This is a genomic window from Bacteroidales bacterium MB20-C3-3 (genome assembly GCA_035609245.1).
Lineage (GTDB): Bacteria > Bacteroidota > Bacteroidia > Bacteroidales > UBA932 > Bact-08.
In genome coordinates this window covers 703646-721031 of the sequence record CP141202.1, presented here as the reverse complement: position 1 = coordinate 721031, position 17386 = coordinate 703646, and the positions used below count along the sequence as shown (strand labels likewise).

15 protein-coding genes are annotated in these 17386 nt (G+C 40.3%); 7 read left to right on the top strand and 8 right to left on the bottom strand.

Annotation, left to right across the window (positions count from 1 at the left end; translation table 11 throughout):
• Window positions 1-50: 50 nt before the first annotated feature.
• The gene (locus tag U5907_03225) at window positions 51-797 is read left to right on the top strand and encodes a biotin--[acetyl-CoA-carboxylase] ligase (protein ID WRQ33666.1); all 747 of its coding nucleotides are present in this window, start codon (window positions 51-53) and stop codon (window positions 795-797) included.
• Between the two features lies 1 nt (window position 798).
• Here U5907_03225 and rpe read toward each other — a convergent pair whose 3' ends face one another.
• The 5 genes from rpe to U5907_03200 all read right to left on the bottom strand — a co-directional run bounded on the left by rpe (window position 799) and on the right by U5907_03200 (window position 6525).
• Window positions 799-1455 carry a ribulose-phosphate 3-epimerase gene (rpe, locus tag U5907_03220; protein WRQ33665.1) on the bottom strand — a complete coding sequence of 219 codons (657 nt, stop codon included), beginning with the start codon at window positions 1453-1455 and terminating at the stop codon, window positions 799-801.
• Window positions 1456-1460: 5 nt separating this feature from the next.
• Window positions 1461-2897, bottom strand: coding sequence for an aminoacyl-histidine dipeptidase (locus U5907_03215; GenBank protein ID WRQ33664.1), 1437 nt, complete (start codon window positions 2895-2897; stop codon window positions 1461-1463).
• A gap of 8 nt (window positions 2898-2905) precedes the next feature.
• Window positions 2906-4321, bottom strand: coding sequence for a chromosomal replication initiator protein DnaA (dnaA, locus tag U5907_03210; GenBank protein ID WRQ33663.1), 1416 nt, complete (start codon window positions 4319-4321; stop codon window positions 2906-2908).
• Window positions 4322-4488: 167 nt separating this feature from the next.
• Window positions 4489-5406 (bottom strand): MlaD family protein, encoded by a 918-nt coding sequence (locus U5907_03205; protein WRQ33662.1) that lies wholly within the window; start codon window positions 5404-5406, stop codon window positions 4489-4491.
• A 6-nt stretch (window positions 5407-5412) separates the two neighbouring features.
• The gene (locus tag U5907_03200; protein WRQ33661.1) at window positions 5413-6525 is read right to left on the bottom strand and encodes an N-acetylmuramoyl-L-alanine amidase; all 1113 of its coding nucleotides are present in this window, start codon (window positions 6523-6525) and stop codon (window positions 5413-5415) included.
• Between the two features lie 58 nt (window positions 6526-6583).
• On the opposite strand from U5907_03200, the gene U5907_03195 reads away from it, so the two are divergent.
• The 3 genes from U5907_03195 (at window position 6584) to rho (ending at window position 11713) form a co-directional block, all read left to right on the top strand.
• Window positions 6584-9271 (top strand): putative LPS assembly protein LptD, encoded by a 2688-nt coding sequence (locus U5907_03195; GenBank protein ID WRQ33660.1) that lies wholly within the window; start codon window positions 6584-6586, stop codon window positions 9269-9271.
• A gap of 38 nt (window positions 9272-9309) precedes the next feature.
• A complete protein-coding gene (locus U5907_03190) occupies window positions 9310-9690 on the top strand; it encodes a RidA family protein (GenBank protein WRQ33659.1) in 381 nt (126 codons plus the stop codon).
• 121 nt (window positions 9691-9811) lie between these two features.
• Window positions 9812-11713, top strand: coding sequence for a transcription termination factor Rho (gene rho, locus U5907_03185; protein WRQ33658.1), 1902 nt, complete (start codon window positions 9812-9814; stop codon window positions 11711-11713).
• A gap of 21 nt (window positions 11714-11734) precedes the next feature.
• On the opposite strand, the gene U5907_03180 is transcribed toward rho, so the two are convergent.
• From U5907_03180 to U5907_03170, 3 genes are read right to left on the bottom strand one after another with little or no spacing between them, the layout of a single operon-like run.
• Window positions 11735-12910, bottom strand: coding sequence for a putative manganese transporter (locus tag U5907_03180; protein ID WRQ33657.1), 1176 nt, complete (start codon window positions 12908-12910; stop codon window positions 11735-11737).
• Entirely contained in the window at window positions 12907-14004 is a 1098-nt protein-coding gene (meaB, locus tag U5907_03175) for a methylmalonyl Co-A mutase-associated GTPase MeaB (GenBank protein WRQ33656.1), read from the bottom strand. The genes U5907_03180 and meaB overlap by 4 nt, the downstream gene beginning before the upstream one ends.
• A gap of 11 nt (window positions 14005-14015) precedes the next feature.
• Window positions 14016-15110, bottom strand: a complete 1095-nt coding sequence (locus tag U5907_03170) for a DUF1573 domain-containing protein (GenBank protein WRQ33655.1) — start codon at window positions 15108-15110, stop codon at window positions 14016-14018.
• A 106-nt stretch (window positions 15111-15216) separates the two neighbouring features.
• Here U5907_03170 and U5907_03165 point away from each other — a divergent pair, with 106 nt between their 5' ends.
• From U5907_03165 to ruvC, 3 genes are all read left to right on the top strand, one after another.
• Window positions 15217-15384 carry a 4Fe-4S binding protein gene (locus U5907_03165; protein ID WRQ33654.1) on the top strand — a complete coding sequence of 56 codons (168 nt, stop codon included), beginning with the start codon at window positions 15217-15219 and terminating at the stop codon, window positions 15382-15384.
• Between the two features lie 87 nt (window positions 15385-15471).
• Entirely contained in the window at window positions 15472-16740 is a 1269-nt protein-coding gene (serS, locus tag U5907_03160; protein ID WRQ33653.1) for a serine--tRNA ligase, read from the top strand.
• Between the two features lie 14 nt (window positions 16741-16754).
• A complete protein-coding gene (gene ruvC, locus U5907_03155) occupies window positions 16755-17306 on the top strand; it encodes a crossover junction endodeoxyribonuclease RuvC (GenBank protein WRQ33652.1) in 552 nt (183 codons plus the stop codon).
• The last annotated feature ends 80 nt before the right edge of the window (window positions 17307-17386 follow it).

Genomic DNA, 17386 nt, shown 5'->3' with positions numbered 1-17386 from the left:
ATTTCTGTAAAAATACTGCAATTTTGCGACCAATTTAAACTTTTATTGATATGGCAATTGACATAATTTGGCTTGAAACTATTGATTCCACTAATAAAGAGGCACTTAGAAGGTCTGATGACCTTACTGACTTTACAATTCTTGCTGCTGAGTACCAATCTAAAGGAAGAGGACAGAAAGGGACATCCTGGGAGAGTGCCAAGGGTTCAAACCTAACCTTTTCTCTAGTCCTTAAACCAGATATGATAAAAGCTGAGAACCAGTTTATTATCTCTCAGATTGCTGCCGTAGGTGTATATGAGTACCTTGTAAGCAAAGGTGTTGATGCTAAGATTAAATGGCCAAATGATATATATGTAGGTGACAAAAAGATTGCAGGAATATTAATTGAGAACTTCATTGAGGGTGACAGTTTGTCAGAATCAATAGTTGGGGTTGGACTTAATCTTAATCAGGAAAAATTTGATTCAGGTGCTCCTAATCCTGTCTCTTTAAAAGCTATTACCGGTGAAAATTATGACCGCAAAGAGGAGTTGGAGAAGCTTGCTTTCTATCTGTACGACCTATACATCCCTTTTAAAAACTTTTCATGGGGAAGTATCTCTGAAAAGATATCTTCAATGTACCACAGAAACTTATACAGATATGAGGAGCTGCACAAATTCCAGGAGACACCTTCCGGAGAAATTTTTGAAGGAAGAATTATTGGAACAGACAAAAATGCTTGTATTTTGATTGAAAAACTGGATGGTTCTACAGTCTCTTATGCATTTAAAGAGATAAAATATATTATTTGATCTAACGGGTGAGCTGCTTGAGTTCTTTTATTGTTTCTGATGGAGAGGACTTTGAGAAGATGCTGTTTCCCGCTACTAAAATATCTGCCCCTGCCTCAACGAGGAGAGGGGCATTTTCTTTACTAACACCTCCGTCAACCTCTATCAGAAGATTTGGAGCTGCTTTTGAAGCCATATCTCTTATTTCTCTTATCTTATTAAGAGAGGATGCTATAAATGACTGACCTCCAAATCCCGGATTTACAGACATTACAAGTACAAAATCTGTGTCTGCAATTATCTCCTTAATCATATATGCAGGCGTGTGGGGATTAAGTGCCACTCCTGCCTTCATTCCACACTCTTTAATATTTTGGATGGTACGGTGAAGATGAGTACATGCCTCAATGTGCACACTTAGATATTTCACACCCTCTTTTGCAAATCTCTCTATGTACCTGTCAGGATCAACTATCATCAGATGTGCATCCATAGGTTTCTTTGCCAGCTCTGATATTGCCTTTACAACGGGAAATCCGTAAGATATATTCGGCACAAACAGACCATCCATTATATCTAAATGGAAGAGATCTGCTTCGCTGTTATTTACCATCTCAATATCGGAAGCAAGGTTGCCAAAATTGGCAGAGAGCATAGATGGTGCTATGAGAGTAGCCATAATTACTATTTTAATTTTGCCAGTACATCAACCAGCAATTTCCAGAATTTTTCAACTGATGCAATCTCCAGTCTCTCCCCGGGAGCATGGGCTCCTTTAACTGTTGGACCAAATGATATAATATCCAGATGAGGGAGTTTGTCAATAAGAATCCCGCACTCAAGCCCTGCGTGTATTGCTCTTACAACCGGAGGATTATCAAATAATTCTCTGTATGAGCTCTCAGTTATCTTAAGAACTTTTGATTCTGTATTGGGCTGCCAGCCCGGATACTCTGTTTCATGAGTGACATCTGCGCCTGCAAGTTTAAGGACTGCTTCAACTCTTTTAGCTGCATTATGTTTAGCACTGTTAATTGAGCTTCTCTGGCTGGTAGCAACCTTAATTGTGTTTTCGCCCTCCATTTTAATACTTGCAAGGTTTGTTGAGGTCTCAACAAAACCGGGGATTGTCTGACTCATTGCAATTACTCCGTGTGGCATTGCGTAGAGAGAACAGACCAGTCTTATAAAGGATTCGTCATCTATACAAGTTTCAAACGGCTGAGCATATCCAATTTTTCCCGCAAGCTGAGGGTCAGATATAAAATGCTCATTTTGCGCTTCAGAAACAACTCTCTGGAACAATTCGTTTATAATATCTTCGTCAGCAGGGTCAACAGCTATTATAGCATAAGCCTCTCTTGAAATAGCGTTTCTTTTATTCCCTCCGTCAATTTCACACAATGATACAGGGAATTTAGAGTAAGCCTCAAAAAGGAATCTGAGAAGAATCTGATTTGCATTTGCTCTGTTCTTCTCAATATCGTCTCCACTGTGCCCTCCGGTTGCTCCAAAAACTCCATATTTTAGAAACTTTACTCCGTTTTTGCTCTTTCGTGGAGTGTATCTGAATCTGCCGGTAGTATCAATTCCACCTGCGCAGCCAATAAACAATTCACCCTCGTCCTCTGAGTCCAGATTAATCAGAATTGTGCCTTTAAGAAAATCTTTTTCAAGCGATTTTGCTCCTGTAAGTCCAGTCTCCTCCTCTGTTGTAAAGAGGGCCTCAATTGGACCGTGAGGAATGGTTTCGTTCTCCAGAACGGCAAGTTGTGCTGCCATACCTATACCACAGTCGGCTCCCAGCGTCGTCTCCTTTGCTATTAGCCATCCATTCTCCTCAGTTACCTTGATGGGATCTTTTCTGAAGTCGTGCTGAGTTCCGGAGTTCTTCTCACAAACCATATCTGAGTGGCTCTGCAAAATAACAGTTGGTGCCTGTTCCATTCCGGCAGTTGCAGGCTTCTTTATTACAACATTCCTTGCTTTATCTGTTTTGCACTCCAATCCTCTTGAACTGGCAAAATTTTGAAGGTATTTAATAATGTGCTCTTCGTGACCAGATTCTCTTGGAATTTTGGTTATTTCACTGAAAATCGAGAAAACTCTTGCTGACTCCATTGTGTTTCTTAGTTTGATTTAAGCTGTCCCTCAATATCCGAAACATATTTGCGGAAAGATCTGTTTGTATCAATCAGGTCCTTTACAGTATTGTATGCGTGAAGTACAGTTGCATGATCTCTTCCTCCAATCTGAGCACCAATTGATGCAAGCGAATTATTTGTCATATTTCTGCTTATGTACATTGCAATTTGTCTTGCTTGAACAAACTCTCTTTTTCTTGATTGTGAAAGGAAGGACTCTGTGCTGATTTTAAAATATTCGCAAACTATTTTCTGGATCTTACCTACAGAGATTTCAGTTTTTGTTCTGCTCACAAATCTATCAGTTAATGACTGAGCCAATTCAAGAGTAATCTCTCTGTGGGTTAATGTTGATTGTGCCAGCAGAGAAATAAGGGTTCCCTCAATCTCTCTTACATTGCTGGTTATATTATTTGCAAGGTATGTTATGACCTCCTCCGGAAGTACTATTCCATCCTTGTAACTCTTTGCTTTTAGTATTGCAATTCTGGTCTCAAAATCCGGCTGAACCAGCTCTGCTACGAGTCCCCATTTAAATCTGGAGAGAAGTCTTTGTTCAAGATCCTGAAGTTCAGAAGGGGCCTTGTCTGATGTGAGTATCAATTGCTTCCCTATATTGTGCAGGTGGCTGAAGATGTGAAAAAATGCATTTTGAGTGCCGGGTTTTCCTGCAAATTCGTGAACATCATCAATTATGAGCACATCTATCATTTGATAAAAGTGGAGAAAGTCTGTAAGCTTATTCTTGACATTTGCAGCGTCCATGAATTGAGTCTGAAACCTGTTCGCACTTACATAGAGTACTATTTTATCCGGGAACCGCTCTTTTATCTCAATTCCTATTGCTTGTGCCAGGTGGGTTTTCCCAAGGCCGGAACCTCCGTAAAGGAACAGCGGATTGAAAGAGTTATTACCGGGACTGGATGAAATGTTAAGTCCGGCAGCTCTGGCCAGACGATTGCACTCTCCCTCTACAAAATTACGAAAACTGAAGTTAGGATTCAACTGTGGGTCTATCTGTCTCTGTTGAAGTCCTGGTATAACAAACGGATTTGCAAATGTTCCTGCCTGAGCCGGAAATGGTACTGTTTTGTTTGTTAGTTCCTGCACCCCTTGCTGAGGCATGGTAACAGCCTCTTCGTTGGATACTACTCTTACATTGTACTCAAGTTTAGCACTGCTTCCCACAACTCTCCTCAGTGTCTTTCCTATAAGTTCAATAAATTGCTCTTCCAGATATTCACGGAAGAAGTCAGAAGGTACCTCAATTGTTAATACTGAGTCCAGAAATTTGACCGCCTTTATTGGAACGAACCATGTCTTGAAGCTGCTTGGCGGAATGTTGTCTTTTATAATTCGCAGACAATTATCCCATACAGCTATATGTTTCTGATCGGTCATGGTTTATGGTTTGAAGTTTAGATCTCCTACAAAATTGGGGATAAATTCTGTAAAAAAAAATCAAAAAGCACTTGCAAATTTCAAGAATTTTTCAATTGCTTGTTACTCAGATAAAATTATTTTTAGAAAGATTAAATCAACTTTTTATTGTTTTGTAAGTAGCTGATTTAGAATACTGTGATCTTTATATATTTTTTTGGATTATTATTGATATTCTCTATCAACTCATCCAGATTTTTTACCAAAGTGTTAACCGATGTATGGAGTGAGTCTGATGTCATAAGTTTGCCAAGAGATCCCTGAGGATTCCTCATATCCTCCAGCAGCATTTTTAGAGATCCAATTGTTGCAGATAAGTCTGCTGACGCAAGAGAGTCTGTTATTTTTGAAAGATTACCTATAGTCGTGCCAAGCGGCTCAGCTGCATTGTCAAGTTTAGCGGTAAGACTCTTTAGATTCTCCAGCGCAGATTCAATTTCAGGAGTACTTTCGCCTAGTGTTGCGGAAATTTTCTCAAAGTTTTTGATAGTTCTGTTAAGTCCGGTAATTATACCTTTTATATTGGCCTGTCCCTCCTGGTCAAGGATATGGTTGATTCCTGTTACAGTAGTGTTAAGAGAGGTGAGGAGAGTGGAGATGCTGTCTTTAAGAGGAAGTATCTCTGCAACAAGCATATCTACAAGTCCGGCCTCTATACCTGATGCTAGTGTGTCCTTGTTGGCAAGTAGTCTCTGAGAATCACCCGGCACAATCTTAACAGCCTTTGAACCAAGCAGATCTGCCGAGTATATCATTGCAACCGAGTTGGATGGTATAGGATACTGTGCATTAATTTTAAATTTTGCAATAAAATTGCCACTATTCTCTTTGTACTCAATTGATTCTACAGTACCAATCTTGTGCCCTTTGAAAAAAACTGGTCCTGTAGGTGTGAGCCCTTCAACATTTTCATACTCTACTAAATAAATATTATTCTTGTTAAAGAAGTCCTGCCCCTTAAGAAAGTTTATCAGAAAGTATGTTGCAATCAATGTTACCAGAGCAAAGAGTCCTGTCTTCTGTTCCTTAGTTAGTTTTATTTTCATCTTGTTTTATTTCAATGGTACTATTGTGTTATTTTGAATTCTTATTATAAATGCCTGAGGGAATTTTCTGCGGATTATTTTCAGAGCTTCAGAAGCATCTGTTTGGGTTGTGTATTTGCCTGTATGATATTTATAGAATGCGCCAATTTTTTTATAATCGTAATCTTTTATTCCTTTTAAATCCGCTGCACCCTTAGGGAGTGCTTTAGTTACAGCAAGCAGCTGTATTGAGTAAAAATCCGATGTTGCTTCAATTGCCTCTCTTTTTATTGTATCAGGGACTTGAGGAGTGGGTTTTAACTCTGGTTGATGAGAGGCCGGAACTGCATAAGTGTTTTCCCCTTCGTATATCTTTTTATATTTGGAAAAGGCGTTAAAGATTGCATTTGCCATTTTCTGCTGATTGTTTTGCTGAACAAGGATGGCCATATCATTACTATTGGAAATAAATCCCAGTTCAACAAGAACTGCAGGCATTGTTGTTTTCCATAATACTACAAGACCGGCCTGCTTAACACCTCTGTTTATCTTTACTGGACCTCTTGAGAGATTTTCCTGAACAAGTGAGGCAAAGGAGAGGCTCTGTTCAAGATGTGAGTTCTGTAATAGTGAAAAGATAATGTAAGATTCAGGAACATTGGGGTCAAATCCCTCATATTTGCTTGAATAATCATCTCCTTCAAGTACAATTACACTATTTTCCAGTTTTGACACCTCCAGATTTGAACTGCTTTTGTCTAGACCCATAACAAATGTCTCTGTCCCGGATGCTGCCCTGGCCCTTGCGGAGTTTACATGAATTGATATAAATAGATCTGCCTTCTCTTTATTGGCTATGTCGCTTCTTTTGTCCAGAGGAATGAAAATGTCTGTTGAGCGTGTATAAATAATTTCAACATCCGGATATGCCTCTTTAATAAGTTTGCCAAGCATCAGTGAAACAGACAGAGTTATATCTTTTTCTCTGTGTCTTTTGTTTATACTGACTGCTCCGGGGTCTTTACCACCATGGCCGGGATCAATTACAACTTTCTTAATAGCAACTCTTGAATTGCTCTGTGCAGATGCAGGTATCTGAAGGGTCAGGCAAAAAAAGATCAAAAGTATTCTGAAGAGCATTATTTATGTTGATTAATATTTAAATTTGCACTTTGCAAAAGTAGCAATTATTTTGTTTTTGAAGAGAATCACTTATACCATTCTGGCCGTTTTGGGGTTGTTGATGTTTAGTCAAAAGGCGGAGGGCCAGTCTTTGAAACCAGACACTCTAAAGACTATTACAGACACCCTTAAAGTTAAATCTGACACTCTTACAAAGAAGAGTCAGATAGATTTTCCTGCTTTTTCAGTAGCAAGAGACTCTATTGTTGAGGATTTTAGAAATGGAAGGAAAATGATTTATTATTACGGTGATGTGAAGGTTAATTACGAGAATATTGAGTTGACTGCTGAATACATGGAGTATGATCTTGATTCAAAAACAGTCTTTGCAACTGGTATCAAGGACAGCACAGGTGCTGTTATTGGCAGACCGGTGCTAACTGAGGGCAGCAGTAAATACGAGATGGAGAAGGTGTACTATAATTTTGCCTCCCGAAAGGCCAGAATTACAAATATGATTACTCAGGAGTCAGAGGGTTTTCTGCATGGATACAACATAAAGAAAATGGCTGACAACTCAATAAATATATCACAGGGAAAATATACTACATGTGACCACGAACACCCCCATTTCTATCTTAGGATGACCAAAGCTCGCATGGTTACCGAGCCAAAGAAAACTACCGTCTTTGGACCGGCTTATCTGGTACTTGAGGATGTCCCTCTGCCGCTTGCTCTTCCATTTGGATTTGTTCCGGAAAAGCCTGAGCGCTCAGGTGGTCTGTTGATTCCCTCTTTTCAGGAGGAGGCAGCAAGGGGATTCGGCCTAAAGGGACTAGGATACTATTTTGTTATAGGCGAGTATTTTGATGTCTCTATCACAGGAGATATTTACTCCCTTGGCTCCTGGAATGCAATGTTAACTGCGAGATATAAAAAGAGGTATAAATTTAACGGGGATTTTTCTGTTAACTATTCAAATAATCAAACAGGTGAGAGTGGAAGTACAGACTTTTTTCAGTCAAAGGACTTCTCTGTGAGGTGGAGCCACTCTCAGGATTCAAAATCTATGCCCGGTGCCTCTTTCAGAGCCTCTGTGAACTTCTCTACACCATTGAATAACAGGTTTAACTCAATGGATGTTCAACAGAGTCTTCAAAATCAGGTCTCTTCATCAATCTCTTATTCAAAGACATTTGCAGATTCTCCATTCAGCCTCTCTATGAATCTATTACACAGTCAGAATTCTCTCGATAGCTCTTACGCGCTTACCGTACCTAATTTTACCCTCACCATGAACAGGATATATCCTTTTAAAAAGAGAGACAGGGTAGGAAAGGAGAGATTTTATGAATCTGTTACATTCAGCTATAACACAACATTTGAGAATAAAGTCAATTTTAAGTTAAAAGATTTCAGCTCCCCTGATTTTCTCTCTCTCTTCAGAAGCGGGATGAAGCATAATTTCTCTATCGGGCTTCCTACATTTACTCTGCTAAAATATATAAACTTCTCTCCTGGTGTTAATTATGGAATGAACTGGTATTTTCAGACCAACGATAAATATTATAACGAGGAGAAAAAGGTTGTAGAGAGCAGTGTTTCCAAAATGTTCAGCCATTTTGGACTCACACAGGATTTTTCGGCATCACTCTCGGTGAATACCAGATTGTATGGTATGTTCAACTTTGGAACTAAAGGGAAATTGCAAGCCATAAGGCATATGATTACACCTCAGATCTCTCTGAGTTACAGGCCTGAGCTAGGAACTCCTGCAAATGGTTACAGAGTGTTAGATTATGTTGATGATAATGGGATACAGCACCTTGTTAACTATAACCGTTACGAGGGGATGATTAATTCACCACCAGCTCCGGGAAGAAATGCTTCTCTCAATTTTTCTGTAGGAAACAATGTAGAGGCAAAAATCAGAAATCTGGATGATACAACAGGGACAGGAACAACCAAACTTAAACTTATTGACAACCTCGCATTAGGCGGGTCTTATAATTTTCTGGCGGATTCACTGAAACTCTCAACTATCTCTGTTAATATGAACACTACTATTTTCGGCTCACTGGGTCTGAGTGCCAATGCCTCTTTAAATCCTTATGCAGTAGATGATAGAGGAAGAGTTATGAATACTTTCAATATTGTAAAGGAGGGCGGGATAAAAATTGCAAGAATGGAGAATGCCAGTATGACTCTGTCTTACCAATTATCCGGGAAGGGAGAGAGAGAGGGTGGAGTAAGAAAATTTCCGGGTGCAAACACAACGCAGAATACTCAGGGTGATACCTTTGGAGGTGTTGTTTCTGAGCCTAGAGATTATACAAAAATTTATCATCATCCTGTGACAGGAGAGTATATACCGGGGGGATGGGTATATTATCTTGATCCATCTGTTCCATGGACAGTTAGTTTTAATTACCACTATTCATACGGACGCAGATATGAGTACAATGCAGATGAGAAGAGTCTTAAAACACTTCATCAGCATACTCAGACTCTGGGCTTGTCCGGACAGATCAGGCTTACAAAGGCATTTAACATTAATATTAATACTAATGTGGACTTATCAAATTTTACACTAACAACAACTCAGCTAAGTGCTTCATATGATCTCCACTGTTTTAACATGTCTGTATCATGGGTTCCAACGGGGCAATGGCAGAGCTGGAGCTTCCGGATAAGTGCAAATGCTTCTGCTCTGGCAGATTTACTCAAGTTTAAAAAAGGGTCAAGTTATTGGGATAATTTCTAATAATTATTATAACTTTACTATTAATCATTAAATAAATTATGAACAAGAGAATTATATCTTCTCCGGCTGCTCCAAAAGCAGTGGGTCCTTACAATCAAGCGGTTGAAATAAACGGGTTTCTTTATGTATCAGGACAACTCCCTATTGATGTTGCAACAGGTGAGTTTGTTCCGGGAGGAGTAAAGGAGCAGTGTATTCAGGTATTTAAGAACATAGGCTATATCCTTAATGAAGCCGGGTATGGTTTTGAAAATGTTGTAAAGACAACTGTTTACCTTACAGATATGGCAGATTTTCTCACAATGAATGAAGTTTATGCAACATTCTTTAAGGAACCGTTTCCTGCAAGGGTTGCCTTTGCTGTAAAGGGACTTCCCAAAGGTGGTCTTGTTGAGGCAGATGTGGTAGCAGCAAAGTAAATTGAAAAGTGGAGTTTTATCTCCACTTTTTTGTGTTTTTAGAGAATTTATCTATATTTGCAGAGAATTCGGGTGATTTACAGTTCAGATAAATCCACAATACAATTCCCAATCAAATTTAATGTACGATATAAAAGAGTTAAGCAATAAGGGTCTGGATGATCTGTTTGCAATAGCTGAAGAGCTTAAGCTGAGCAATTTCAAAAAATTTTCAAAAGAGGAGCTTGTTTATGAAATATTGGATGAGCAGGCCAGAGTGGGTAGCAAATCAGGCACCCCGTTGATTGTAAAGAAACCTCAGCCACAAATAATTAATCAGAAACAAAATAAAAGGGGTCCTAAAAAGAGAGAGGATAACTTAAAGAAACCAGCTGCAGATGCTCCTGTTAAGCCAGCATCGGTTATCCCTTCAGCTGCACCTTCAGCTTCTCCTTCGGTGGTTCTTTCAGTTGCACCTGCACCTGCTACGGAGAATACTCCAGCTGTAGCTCAATCAAATGCTTCAGTGAGTGCCCAGAATGCATCTGCTAAAAAGGGAGATGATTCCAAAGGGGAGAGAAAGAGAGGAAGACCTGCAAGAAAAAGGGCTCCTGAGTCAGAGGTTAAGGTTCTGCCTAATCCTGTGGCATCAGATGCAGAGATTGCAGCTATTGTTGCTGTAACTAAGGAGATTAGAGAGGAAAACAACAAACCAAAGACTGTAAAGGAGTTTGTTAATAAAGCTGTGAAAGAGGATGCCACTCCTGTGGCTGATAGTGTTAGAGCTGAAAAAATCACTGAAAAGATTGATAATGAGTCTTCTCAGGTAGCACCTGTTCAGGGGCAGCAGCAAAATACTCCAAATAATAATGAGGCCAGAGATAAAAAACCTAAAGAGAATCAAGTAAGACCAAAAATTGAATTTGAGGGAGAGGTTGAGGCTACCGGTGTTCTTGAGATAATGCCGGACGGGTATGGATTTCTAAGGTCATCAGATTACAACTATCTGAACTCTCCGGATGATATCTATGTCTCACAATCTCAGATTAAACTATACGGACTTAAGACCGGAGATACTCTTACAGGTGAGATTAAACCACCAAGAGAGGGGGATAAATACTTTCCTCTTGTAAAGGTAAAGCAGATAAACGGCAGAAGTCCCGAATTCATAAGAGATAGGGTCCCATTTGATTTTCTTACACCTCTCTTTCCGGAAGAGAAGTTTGATATTACATCAAATGGTCATAACAATATGTCAACAAGGGTTGTTGATCTGTTTGCTCCAATTGGTAAGGGGCAGCGTGGTCTGATTGTAGCTCAGCCTAAAACTGGAAAGACTGTTCTTCTGAAGGATATTGCAAATGCTATTGCTGATAACCATCCGGAAGTTTACATGATTGTTCTGTTAATAGATGAGAGACCTGAAGAGGTTACAGATATGCAGAGAAGTGTAAAGGGAGAGGTTATTGCTTCTACTTTTGACGAACCGGCCGAGAGGCATGTAAAGGTTGCAAATATTGTACTTGAGAAGGCGAAGAGATTGGTTGAGTGTGGACATGATGTCGTAATTCTTCTGGATTCAATTACCCGTCTTGCAAGGGCCTTTAATACTGTTCAGCCCGCTTCCGGAAAGGTTCTCAGCGGAGGTGTGGATGCAAATGCACTTCATAAACCAAAAAGGTTCTTTGGAGCTGCCAGAAATATTGAAAATGGAGGATCGCTGACAATTATTGCTACTGCACTTACAGAGACAGGTTCAAAAATGGATGAGGTGATTTTTGAGGAGTTTAAAGGAACCGGTAATATGGAGCTTCAGCTTGACAGGAAACTCTCTAATAAAAGGATATTCCCTGCTGTTGATGTTACTTTAAGTAGTACAAGAAGAGATGATCTTCTCTTTGATAAGGAGACTCTTAACAGGATATGGATCCTTAGAAACTATCTTGCTGATATGAACTCTGTGGAGGCAATGGAGTTTATGAAAACAAGACTGTTGAGGACAGATAATAATATGGAGTTTTTAATCTCCATGAATGGGGAGTAGCGGTAAGAAGCCCGGCCGGGTTTAAAATCCGGCCAGGTGAACTGCTAATCCAATAACGAATCCAATTGTAATATTGATGGCTTTGGCGAGTACAAAGCCTTTTTTGCTTTCTGCAAGGAGTGGCAGGGCTGTATGACCATCCTGGGCAATAGAGCTGGCAAGTAGTACCGAGAATGGTATAAGGCCACCTGCAAACAGAGTAATAAACACCATATGAGGCCCGGATTCTGGTATAATCCCAATGAGAACAGCAAGCAGAATCATTAGGATTATATTATCTCTGAGCCAGTGTTCAATATCCAGAAACTGCATTCCAAAGTGAATGATCAGAAGTGCACCAAATGTCCAGAGGAAAATTGATTTAAAGTGTTTCTTTACAACATGGCCCCAGAGGTGCTCCCTGATAAAATGGTCTCCTGCTCTTGCTGTCAGGAAAAGCAGAAATATACTCACTCCTGCAAAGAGCAGATTCATCCACCTTTCTGAAAAGATATCAAAACTCTGGTGAGAGTGTTCTGCATCAGCAATAGCATGGTCGTGATCGTGTAAGTGATTATGATCCCCATCATGGTCATGAATATGAACATCAGAAGTAGTAACAGTAACAGTTTCGGCAGCATGAGATGCATGATCGTGCTCAAGTATTCCCGCGAAAACTGCTACAATAAAAATAGCAATACCTGCCATTATAATAATCCTCTCCCTTGTCATACTTCTCTTTGTCTCTTTTACAGGGTGGTGGGAAGTGTGGTCGTGTTTTTCGTGACAGCACTCATCGTGCAACTTGAACTCTTCAGGGGCAAAAGGTCTTTTATCTCCTTTGTAAACTTTATCCACAAGGATACCAGCTGCAACCCCAATGATAAATAGTATGATAAAAAGTATAATGGCTGTTTTTGGTATCATTGCCATCATAACGAATGCTTCGTCTCCAGATGATGCTATCATCATAGCTACCAATGAGCCAAAACTTAACAAGTTATGGGTAAATAGTGATACCACGGCAAAACCTCCGATGCATCCTGGTACAAGTCCAAGCAGAGCTGCAAGAAATACCTGTTTTACGGGAGATTTTTTTAGTTTGTTAAATGACTCGCCATGCGAGCGAATATTGATGTATTCTATGAGCAACATCATTACCATAACAAGTCCGGTAATAAGGATGCTGTTTTTAAGAGCCTCAAATATTATGTTCATATATTGTTTTTGTAGATGTTAAGCAGTTCTGCGGCGGCTGCAAATGATCCAAGCCTCCCCTCCATTACTTCAACTTCGTAATGTGAAAGCTTGGAGAGTACCTCCCTGTTTTCAAAAAATCTGTCCCTGAGTCCTTCGTTAATTGTTTCATACATCCAGAAACGGGACTGCTCTTTTCTTTTTTTATAGTAGTAGCCGTTTGCCTTAGCCATCTTAAAGTACTCTTCAATTTTTTCCAGAATCTCCTTTAATCCTGATTTAGTAACTGAGGATGATGTCAATGCTGTAGGAATCCAGCCTGACTCAGATGGCGGAAAAAGATGAAGAGCATTTGAATAGAGAGCTTTTGCCAAAGTGGCTTTATCGATGTTGCTACCATCGGCCTTTGTAATGGCAATAAGGTCAGACATCTCCATAATCCCCCTTTTAATACCCTGAAGCTCATCTCCTGCCCCTGCAAGCATTAAAAGTAAAAAGAAATCACTCATAGAGTGGACTGTGGTCTCTGATTGCCCTACACCTACTGTCTCAATAAAAATAACATCAAATCCGGCTGCCTCACAAAGTGCAATGCTCTCTCTTGTTTTTCTTGCAACCCCGCCCAGAGATCCTCCGCTGGGACTTGGTCTGATAAATGCATTGGGGTCTGAGCATAGTGTCTCCATCCTGGTTTTATCGCCTAAAATGGAACCCTTGCTCCTTTCAGAACTTGGGTCAATTGCCAGGACTGCAAGTTTATGGCCCAAAGAGGTGATCATGCCTCCAAAGGCCTCAATAAAGGTGCTTTTCCCGGCTCCCGGAACCCCTGTGATACCGATCCTCATTGATTCATTTTTGTGGGTCTGGCATCTTTCAAGAATCTCTGTCGCCATTATCCTGTGTTCATGCCTGTTGCTCTCAACAAGTGTTATTGCCTGGCTCAGAACGGAAATATTGCCCTGTTGGATTCCGGTAACATATTCATCAATGGAGAGGTTTTTAACTCTGTTTTTTTTGTAGAAGTTACCAATATACGGGTTAACAATAGGGGGTTGCTCTATCCCTTCGTTTACTATAAGTGCACTGTCGTGATTTATGTGGTTCTTATCCTGCATCTCAAATCTCGTTATCTTATTACTGCTCCTGAGAGGAGAAGGCTAAAGGCCGGTCTTCCCGGAGAGTTGGTTATAAAAGTTATTTGATAGAGTTTGTCTCCGGTCTCACTGCCGGTAATCGCTACTACTACGGCTTTACCGGAGGCACCGGGAGCTATTGTAGTGGGATGTGTGACAGAAACTCCTTCAAAGTTAGATTCGTACTTGTAGAGAGTAAGTGGTTTGCGGCCAAGATTGCGGATCTCAAATGTGTGCTGAATTTTTGTTCCAGGCTTAACGCTTCCGTATGCATAGACATTGTTGTCTGTCATTGGAAGGGGTGCCTGATCAACCTCTTCATCTGTCAAAGATGAGAAGTTGTCAAGAATTCTTGCTCTTACCTCAAATTTTGGTGATGATATGCTATTTCCGTCGAGTACTAATTCTCCAGACAGATTTACTGATCCCCATCTCTTCTCTGCTTTTGTGTCAAGTTCAATATTAATTTCACCCTTTTTGCCCGGGCCTAGTATTGCGGGATTTGCAGACATCCTGAGTCCGTCGGGTAGGTTTGTGAACCCTATTCTTAATGGCCTTCCTCCGGTGTTTGCTACTGTTATGCTCTCCCTCTTTGTATCCCCCTGTGCAATCTGACCGATATCGGCAAAACTGCCTCTGAAGGAGAGCTCTCCAATCTTATATGGGAAAAGCTGAGAGAGTGATTTGGCCTTTTCGTGGACAACCCCTTTAATTCTTAGTATAATTGGCCTGTTTACCCCGCTCACATATACCGTAAGAGCTTTGTCAAACGGATATGGGCCCTGGTCATTAAGAAATGTCACCTCTATTTTCCCGCTCTCGCCCGGTTTAACGGGGTTTCTGGTCCATACAGGAGTAGTACAGCCACAGGATGAAATTACTGTCTGTATTACAATAGGTATCTTTGAAACATTTCTGAATGTAAACGAGTATTTGTGCTTCCCGGAACTTAGCGTTATGTCGCCAAAATCGTGCACCTGTTTATTGAATTCAATAATGCCGTTTATGTTGTTCTGTGCTGCAGATGTCAATGTAAACAAGAGCAGTACAAGAATGGCAAATGGTCTGAAAATTCTTATTACTCTCATCTCTCTTTCCTGTTATGGTTGAGACAACAAAGATACATTTGTATTTGTTCTGTTCCAACCTTTTTATATCTTTGCAAATAATAAACCAATTCAAACATTTTCAATAATGGCTTACAAAATTTCAGAAGATTGCACCGCTTGCGGTACATGTATTGATGAGTGTCCGGTTGAAGCTATCTCTCCCGGCGATATCTATAAAATTGATCCGGATATCTGTTCAGATTGCGGTTCATGTGCAGATGTTTGCCCAGTAGGTGCTATTAGCCCGGCTTAATACTGATTTTTATATGAACAGACCGACTTATTAATTAAGTCGGTCTGTTTTTTTTTCATAACTTTGATGCCTCAATAATTTAACCCTATGTTAAACATTAGACTTTTAAGAGAGCAGCCTGATTATGTAACAGAGAGGCTGCGTGTAAAAAACTTTGATGCTGCTGAAATTATCAGGAGAATTAATACCCTTGATGTTGCAAGAAGGAATTCACAAACAGAACTTGACAATATTCTCTCGGAACAGAATACACTTGCGAAGGAGATTGGAGCTCTTATGAAGTCCGGTAAAAGAGATGAGGCCGAGGTTGCCAAGAGCAGGGTTGCCTCTTTGAAGGAGGAGTCAAAATCTCTCGAGGAGAGAATGAACAGATCTGCCGATGAGTTAAATGAGTTATTGGTTCAGCTGCCAAATCTACCCCATTCATCTGTGCCGGCAGGAAAGAGCGCAGAGGATAATTTGAATGTAAAAGAGGGTGGGGCTTTACCTCATCTTGTTGACGCTATCCCTCACTGGGAACTTGCAAAGAAATACGATATTATTGATTTTGACCTTGGCGTGAAATTGACCGGAGCCGGATTCCCTGTCTATAAGGGTAAAGGAGCCAGGATACAGAGGGCACTTATTTCATATTTTCTGGATGTTAACACAAAAGCGGGTTATACAGAGGTTCAGCCCCCTCTTATGGTTAACGAAGCTTCAGGTTTTGGTACAGGTCAGCTTCCGGATAAAGGAGAGCAGATGTACCATGTCGGGTTGGATAATTTCTATCTTATTCCTACAGCAGAGGTGCCTGTTACAAATATCTTCAGAGATGTGATACTTTCAGCTGCTGAACTTCCCGTAAAAGTAACAGCCTACACTCCTTGTTTCAGAAGAGAGGCCGGATCTTACGGAAAGGATGTCAGGGGACTTAACAGATTGCATCAGTTTGACAAGGTGGAGATTGTCCAGATTTCACACCCTGATAACTCATACGAAGCATTGGAGGGAATGGTTGCCCATGTTGAAAGTTTGGTAAAATCACTGGGGCTTCCATACAGAATTCTTAGACTTTGCGGAGGTGATATGAGCTTTACATCCGCTTTGACATACGATTTTGAGGTTTACTCCGCAGCTCAGCAAAGGTGGCTTGAGGTTAGTTCTGTTTCAAATTTTGAGTCGTTCCAGTCTAACAGGCTTAAATTGCGCTTTAAAGACGAAAATGGTAAACCGGCTCTTGCTCATACATTAAACGGGAGCTCTCTTGCACTTCCAAGAATTCTTGCAGCCATTCTTGAAAATAATCAGTCCCCTGAAGGAATAAAAGTACCTGAGGTTCTCAGGGATTACTGCGGATTTGATATAATTGACTGAGCCGGATATATATAATGGCAAATAAGGTGATATTGGGGATTGACCCCGGAACGCAGATATTGGGATTTGGGGTGGTTGAGGCCACCCCTTTATCTCCTAAGTATGTTGCTATGGGAGTTGTGGATTTAAGAAAGGAGAAGGATCATTTTGCCAAAATCAGAAAAATATTTATTGAGGTTACAGAGCTTATAGAGCATTATAAACCTGACGAACTTGCTGTAGAGGCCCCATTCTACGGAAAGAACATTCAGTCTATGCTCAAATTGGGAAGAGCTCAGGGCTCTGCGATTGCAGCTGCATTAAACAGAAATATGCCTGTTTTTGAATATGCTCCAAGAAAAATAAAACTCTCAATAACTGGAAAGGGGGCAGCCTCTAAGGAGCAGGTTGCTGCTTTACTTACAAACATTCTAAAAACAAAAGATATACCGGATTATCTGGACGCTACAGATGGTCTTGCTGTTGCACTTTGTCACTATTATGAATCTGAACGCACGGTTAAGTCCTCCACCGGTGGAAAGGGATGGGAAGCATTTGTCAAGGCTCATCCTGAAAGAATCAAATAATTTTTTTAAGTCCATTTAACCTTTTGCCCTTTCGTTTGTCAAAGGGTTGTTGAATATTTAATAACAAGAGTAATCGTATC

Bases quoted from the DNA above. Each gene is read 5' to 3' on its own strand.
- U5907_03225 (WRQ33666.1), top strand. From the start codon at position 51: ATGGCAATTGACATAATTTGGCTTGAAACTATTGATTCCACTAATAAA.
- rpe (WRQ33665.1), bottom strand. From the start codon at position 1,455: ATGGCTACTCTCATAGCACCATCTATGCTCTCTGCCAATTTTGGCAAC.
- U5907_03215 (WRQ33664.1), bottom strand. From the start codon at position 2,897: ATGGAGTCAGCAAGAGTTTTCTCGATTTTCAGTGAAATAACCAAAATT.
- dnaA (WRQ33663.1), bottom strand. From the start codon at position 4,321: ATGACCGATCAGAAACATATAGCTGTATGGGATAATTGTCTGCGAATT.
- U5907_03205 (WRQ33662.1), bottom strand. From the start codon at position 5,406: ATGAAAATAAAACTAACTAAGGAACAGAAGACAGGACTCTTTGCTCTG.
- U5907_03200 (WRQ33661.1), bottom strand. From the start codon at position 6,525: ATGCTCTTCAGAATACTTTTGATCTTTTTTTGCCTGACCCTTCAGATA.
- U5907_03190 (WRQ33659.1), top strand. From the start codon at position 9,310: ATGAACAAGAGAATTATATCTTCTCCGGCTGCTCCAAAAGCAGTGGGT.
- rho (WRQ33658.1), top strand. From the start codon at position 9,812: ATGTACGATATAAAAGAGTTAAGCAATAAGGGTCTGGATGATCTGTTT.
- U5907_03180 (WRQ33657.1), bottom strand. From the start codon at position 12,910: ATGAACATAATATTTGAGGCTCTTAAAAACAGCATCCTTATTACCGGA.
- meaB (WRQ33656.1), bottom strand. From the start codon at position 14,004: ATGCAGGATAAGAACCACATAAATCACGACAGTGCACTTATAGTAAAC.
- U5907_03170 (WRQ33655.1), bottom strand. From the start codon at position 15,110: ATGAGAGTAATAAGAATTTTCAGACCATTTGCCATTCTTGTACTGCTC.
- U5907_03165 (WRQ33654.1), top strand. From the start codon at position 15,217: ATGGCTTACAAAATTTCAGAAGATTGCACCGCTTGCGGTACATGTATT.
- serS (WRQ33653.1), top strand. From the start codon at position 15,472: ATGTTAAACATTAGACTTTTAAGAGAGCAGCCTGATTATGTAACAGAG.
- ruvC (WRQ33652.1), top strand. From the start codon at position 16,755: ATGGCAAATAAGGTGATATTGGGGATTGACCCCGGAACGCAGATATTG.